This is a genomic window from Desulfobacter sp. UBA2225, assembly GCF_002348205.1.
Taxonomy (GTDB): domain Bacteria; phylum Desulfobacterota; class Desulfobacteria; order Desulfobacterales; family Desulfobacteraceae; genus Desulfobacter; species Desulfobacter postgatei.
In genome coordinates this window covers 1-5,035 of sequence record NZ_DDYV01000091.1, presented here as the reverse complement: position 1 = coordinate 5,035, position 5,035 = coordinate 1, and the positions used below count along the sequence as shown (strand labels likewise).

Below are 5,035 nucleotides of genomic sequence, written 5' to 3'. Positions count from 1 at the left end.
CATGGGCAAGGGCCCTGCCCTGGCCCTTCTGCTGGCAGGTCCGGCCCTGTCGTTACCCAACATGCTGGTTATCGGCACCATCATGGGCGTAAAAAAGACGGCCACGTTTTGTACCATCATCGTGATCCTGTCCACCATAGCCGGGGTGGTGTACGGAACCTTTTTCGGGTAGATGACTTCTCATGGTGGCAAATAACTATCTAAAAAATATGAACATTTAAATAATTTACATTATAAAGGATAGAACAATGGTAAAAAAAATATTTGGGTTGACGGTTCTGGGTGTTATTTTTTTTTCTATGTCTTTTGCCTGGGCCCAGAATTTCGCCACGGTTCCGGAAAAAGGGCAAGTCACCATGGTTGATCTTGGGGCCAAAAACTGCATTCCTTGCAAAATGATGGCCCCGATTATGGAAAAACTTGAAAAAGCGTATGAAGGCAAAGCACATATTGTTTTCATAGATGTATGGGAAAATCGGGACCAGGCCCCCAGGTTCAGCATAAGAGCCATCCCCACCCAGATATTTTTTAACGAAAACGGTGAAGAAGTCTGGCGTCACGAAGGATTTCTGGACGAAAAAGCCATTGTTGATCGCCTGACAGAAATGGGGGTAGAACAACCTGAGCTTGGAAATAAGGAATAAATTTATGCTTGATTCTATATTTTTAACCGTGAATCAATGGATGACCGGCGGCATAGCCCTGGCGGCTGCCGGATGCTTTATATGGGGCGTTATCAGTGTATTGTTCAGCCCATGCCATCTGGCATCCATCCCGCTAATTGTCGGGTATGTGGGCGGCCAGGAAAGAATGCTCCAACCGAGACAGGCAGGCATATATTCTGTACTGTTCACAACAGGGCTTTTCATCACCATTGCGTTAATCGGTATCCTTTGTGCGTTGCTTGGGAGAATGCTCGGGGATGTGGGTATTTACTGGCAGGTTCTGATCGGTCTTGTCCTGATCTGGGTTGCGTTGGGAATGCTGGGAGTTGAAAAATGTTCCATGTCCGGCAGCTTTTTGTATCGATTGAATCTTAAGGGAAAATTAGGTGCGTTTGTCCTGGGACTTGCCTATGGGGTATTGTCCGGGTCATGCACTTTTGGATTCATCGCTCCGATACTGGCAATTATTACGGTTCAGGAAAAAATTGCCACCGGCATCATTTTGATTGTTCTGTTCGCTGTCGGCCATTGTCTTCCCATCGTCATTGCTGGCAGTTCAACTGCAGCCGTGAAAAAATTGCTGGAAAACAGCGCATGGAATGGTGCCGGAACCTGGTTCAGAAAAGGTGCCGGAAGCCTTGTTTGTCTTCTGGGGCTCTATTTTGTCATTTCCCCGTTTATTTCCGCATGAGGGCTGATTTTAAAAAGTATGGTTAACTCCAACATGTTTAATTGATTTGCCTGATCTGGAAGGAGTCAAAAAGTGAGGATAGGTATTGATATAAAACAAATCTATCGGGTGATTTGGCAAGGACCGGTGATTTTGCTGGCAGCCGTTATAATTAGCCTGCTTTCCAATGCAATCAGACCGACCTCCTTGCCGCTTGTCGCTGACTGGTCTGTCCAGGGACGTATGACTACCGAAAGGGACGAGCCTCTCTCCATAGCACTTTCGGCAGCTAAAAATCTTTTTGAAAAGAAGGCGGCTGTATTTATTGATGCCCGTGATTCTATTCACTATGGGGAGGGGCATATCCAGGGGGCGCGCAACCTGCCATGGCACAATGTTGATGACCTGTTTATGAGTGTTATGCAGGATATTTCCCATGATACACCGATTATTACCTATTGCGACGGAGAGACCTGCAACTTAAGCCACGATCTTGCCCTGTTTCTGAAAGATATGGGATTTGCCCATGTCAACGTGCTGGTGAACGGGTGGACACTATGGATAGAAAACGGTCTTCCCACCCAGGAGGGGGAGTGACAGAAAAAGGAATAAGCACAATGATACATGAAGAGGACAAAGGCTGTGAGCATATAAGTGTAAGTGAAAAAGAGTTTTTTAAAACGGCTCCCCACAACGAGGCCGGCCATTCAGAACAATGCTCAGGCCATCATCACCATGTTGATGTTGAAGAAACCAGTGGGACCAGGCTGCTGATTACCTTAGGTTTAAATCTAATCATCCCGGTGATTCAGGTTATTGCCGGAACGTTTGCCCACAGTATGGCCCTGGTTTCTGATGCCACACACAATTTCAGCGATTTCACAGCAGTCCTTCTCTCTTATATTGCTTATAGAATCGGCCGCAAAGGAGCAAGTCTGCAGAACACATTCGGGTATCGCCGGGCTGAAATTATGGCGGCATTGCTGAATGTCATCATCCTGGTAGGTGCCTGCATCTTTATTTTATATGGCGCAATCCAAAGGTTTTTATCTCCTGAAGTCGTGTCAGGAAAAATCGTGATATGGGCTGCAATGGTCGGCATTGTGGGAAATGGTTTTTCCGCATGGCTTCTCCATCGGGATGCAAAACACAATTTAAATATAAAAGGTGCCTTTCTGCACATGCTGGGAGATTTTTTAACTTCTGTCGTTGTGATGATCAGTGGCATTGTGATGTTTTATAGACCCTGGTATTGGCTTGATCCGGTGTTATCTGTATTTATCGCCGTTTTTATCCTCAAGAACTGTTGGGACATTTTTAAATCGTCAACAAAAATTTTGATGAACGCCACCCCGTCCGACATTGACTTAGAGGCTGTTCATGAAGCCCTTGTCAGCATTGATGGAATTAAAAGTGCCCATTACCTTCATGCCTGGCCCGTCAGTTCATCGGGAATCTCCTTTTCCTGCCACCTGGTTGTTAAGGACCAGATGCTTACTGAAATAGAGAAATTATCCAAAAGTATCCGCCACATGATTTTTCACAAATTCGGCATTGATCATCCGGTGCTGCAGTTTGAGACTGAACTCTGCGGGCGCGGAACACTGCTGTGTGAGACGTTTGCTGCCAAAACAAAGAGGAAAAAAGTGGATCAGCAGAACCGAATCAGCATAAATAAAGGGAACAACGGTTCCAATGATCAGCCAAAGGCCAAAATAGGCCCAAAGACCTATGGATATTTATACCATATAGCAAGAATGGTGCTTGGCGTTATTTTTATCTATGCAAGTTTGGATAAAATTATCCATCCACAGGCCTTTGCCCAGGCGGTATTCAACTATCAGCTCCTGCCAGATTCATTTATCAACCTGACGGCACTGATACTTCCCTGGCTTGAGCTTATTTTGGGCTGCTGCCTGATTTTCAACCGATGGATGCCGGGAACTTCAGTTATTTCAATAACGCTACTGATAGTCTTTATGGCTGCAATCCTGTTTAATCTTTCCCGGGGACTGGATATCAGCTGCGGTTGCTTTTCAACAAACCCAGAGGAAGGCTCAATGAATCGCCTCACCCTGATCCGGGATGCGTCCTTCCTGATACCGGCCATTTATCTTGTATTTATGAGCCTTTTTAAAAATAATGGAAAAAATCAATTTGAGGAGATTTAAAAGATGAGTGATATGAATTCGTTATTAAAAGAGATGGATTTTAAATTTTTAAGTTCCGGCGAACACAGCATGAGTATCGAAGGAATGCGTAAGGTGCTTGGCAACGATCATTTTGTATTTCTTGATGTCCGGACAGATGAGGAGGTGAAATATCTCTCTTTTCCCTTTGCCCTGCATATTCCAATGAATGAACTTCCAGACAGGCTTGGCGAGGTGCCGAAAGACAAATTCATTATTCCATTCTGTTCTTCGGTATTCCGAGGCGCTTTGGTATATATTTACCTGAGGGCCAATGGATATGAGGAAGTAAAGGGGCTTACAGCATCTTCAGAGGATATGGCTGCGACCTTCAAACCCGGCCCCCTATCTAAAATGTAATGTAATGAAACCGGTGTACCGGCAACCGAAAAAACCGGGCCTGCCGGTATATTTTTTATGATACGGACACAAAAAAATGGCATCTAATATTCTAATCATCAGTCTGCTTTCATTTGTATTGAGTTTTGTTTTTGCTCTGGGAGGTGTCGGAGCTGCCGTTATTCTTATTCCCGCTCTGTCCTGGATTGGTGTCCCCTTTAATCTTGCGCGTCCCACCGGACTTTTTGTCAATTGTGTGAGTATGCTTGGGGCGACGTGGTCTAATTTTAGAGAAAAAAAACTTGACGTGAAATTAGGTCTTCCAATTATTGCCTCGTCAATTGTCATGGCCCCAGTGGGAGCCTGGGCCGGTCACTTTCTACCCACCCAGACCCTGCTTTTATCTTTTATCGTTTTTTTGTTCTTTTCCGGGTCTATGATGATATTTTTTAAAGGCTCAAAATATGCAGATCAGTACCGGGAAGATCGTCCCCTTGCAGGCCCCCTTTGTGTTGGTACACTGGCCGGAATTGTATCAGGGATTCTTGGCGTTGGCGGAGGTGGAATCATCTATCCCCTGATGCTGGTCCAGGGCTTTAACCCCAAAAAAGTGGCCATGGTAAGTGCCCTTTCAGTGCCATTTTCATCTTTCTCTGCGTTTATCACCTACGCTGCCATGGGCTCGGTGTCCAGCAAAGTACTTATTTTTGCAGGGCTGGCTGGCTGGTTTGGAGGGTATCTTGGTACCAAAGTGATGCAAAAAAAGATGAGGCCACAAAGTGTTAAACGCCTATTAGGGGGCGTCTTAATACTTATTGGAATCAAATTTTTATGGTCTATGGATTTAACCGGTATTTTACAAACTGTGGGAGGGGTCGCGGATAAAGCTCAATCAATGTGGTTTGACTAAGATTATAAATGGAGACCAATATAAAACTTATTTCTCAGTGCCTGATTCCTATAAATATGAATTCTTCCTAAGAGTTGACTCAATGCCGTTGACTTAAGAATTTCTGTTTGCAACTCAATGATAACACCTTAATATATAAGTCAATTTTATTAAAAATACATCAATAAAAAAAAGGAGTAAGAATGAAAAATTTTTATCAAAAAAAAACAATAAGGTTGGCACGAACAATGCAATACAACAATCGTGCCAAAACTTATTGATG

Annotated in this window: 7 protein-coding genes; all 7 read left to right on the top strand. The window is 44.3% G+C overall.

Going from position 1 to position 5,035, the window contains the following annotated elements; genetic code table 11:
- The first annotated feature begins 1 nt into the window (after position 1).
- The 7 genes from B3D59_RS04945 to B3D59_RS04915 all read left to right on the top strand — a co-directional run bounded on the left by B3D59_RS04945 (position 2) and on the right by B3D59_RS04915 (position 4,773).
- A complete protein-coding gene (locus B3D59_RS04945) occupies positions 2 to 172 on the top strand; it encodes a permease (protein ID WP_286818136.1) in 171 nt (56 codons plus the stop codon).
- 76 nt (positions 173 to 248) lie between these two features.
- Positions 249 to 644 carry a thioredoxin family protein gene (locus B3D59_RS04940; protein WP_286818135.1) on the top strand — a complete coding sequence of 132 codons (396 nt, stop codon included), beginning with the start codon at positions 249 to 251 and terminating at the stop codon, positions 642 to 644.
- Between the two features lie 4 nt (positions 645 to 648).
- Positions 649 to 1,356: a cytochrome c biogenesis CcdA family protein gene (locus tag B3D59_RS04935; RefSeq protein WP_286818133.1), complete on the top strand. Its 708-nt coding sequence runs from the start codon at positions 649 to 651 to the stop codon at positions 1,354 to 1,356.
- 72 nt (positions 1,357 to 1,428) lie between these two features.
- Positions 1,429 to 1,932, top strand: coding sequence for a rhodanese-like domain-containing protein (locus B3D59_RS04930; RefSeq protein WP_286818132.1), 504 nt, complete (start codon positions 1,429 to 1,431; stop codon positions 1,930 to 1,932).
- Positions 1,933 to 1,952: 20 nt separating this feature from the next.
- A complete protein-coding gene (locus tag B3D59_RS04925; protein WP_286818131.1) occupies positions 1,953 to 3,506 on the top strand; it encodes a cation diffusion facilitator family transporter in 1,554 nt (517 codons plus the stop codon).
- Positions 3,507 to 3,509: 3 nt separating this feature from the next.
- Entirely contained in the window at positions 3,510 to 3,884 is a 375-nt protein-coding gene (locus B3D59_RS04920) for a rhodanese-like domain-containing protein (RefSeq protein ID WP_286818130.1), read from the top strand.
- Between the two features lie 76 nt (positions 3,885 to 3,960).
- Complete coding sequence (locus B3D59_RS04915; RefSeq protein ID WP_286818128.1) at positions 3,961 to 4,773, top strand: sulfite exporter TauE/SafE family protein; 813 nt, start codon at positions 3,961 to 3,963, stop codon at positions 4,771 to 4,773.
- Positions 4,774 to 5,035 lie beyond the last annotated feature (262 nt).

Coding starts and splice junctions, on each gene's coding strand:
- B3D59_RS04945 (WP_286818136.1), top strand. CDS start 2: ATGGGCAAGGGCCCTGCCCTGGCCCTTCTGCTGGCAGGTCCGGCCCTG.
- B3D59_RS04940 (WP_286818135.1), top strand. CDS start 249: ATGGTAAAAAAAATATTTGGGTTGACGGTTCTGGGTGTTATTTTTTTT.
- B3D59_RS04935 (WP_286818133.1), top strand. CDS start 649: ATGCTTGATTCTATATTTTTAACCGTGAATCAATGGATGACCGGCGGC.
- B3D59_RS04925 (WP_286818131.1), top strand. CDS start 1,953: ATGATACATGAAGAGGACAAAGGCTGTGAGCATATAAGTGTAAGTGAA.
- B3D59_RS04920 (WP_286818130.1), top strand. CDS start 3,510: ATGAGTGATATGAATTCGTTATTAAAAGAGATGGATTTTAAATTTTTA.
- B3D59_RS04915 (WP_286818128.1), top strand. CDS start 3,961: ATGGCATCTAATATTCTAATCATCAGTCTGCTTTCATTTGTATTGAGT.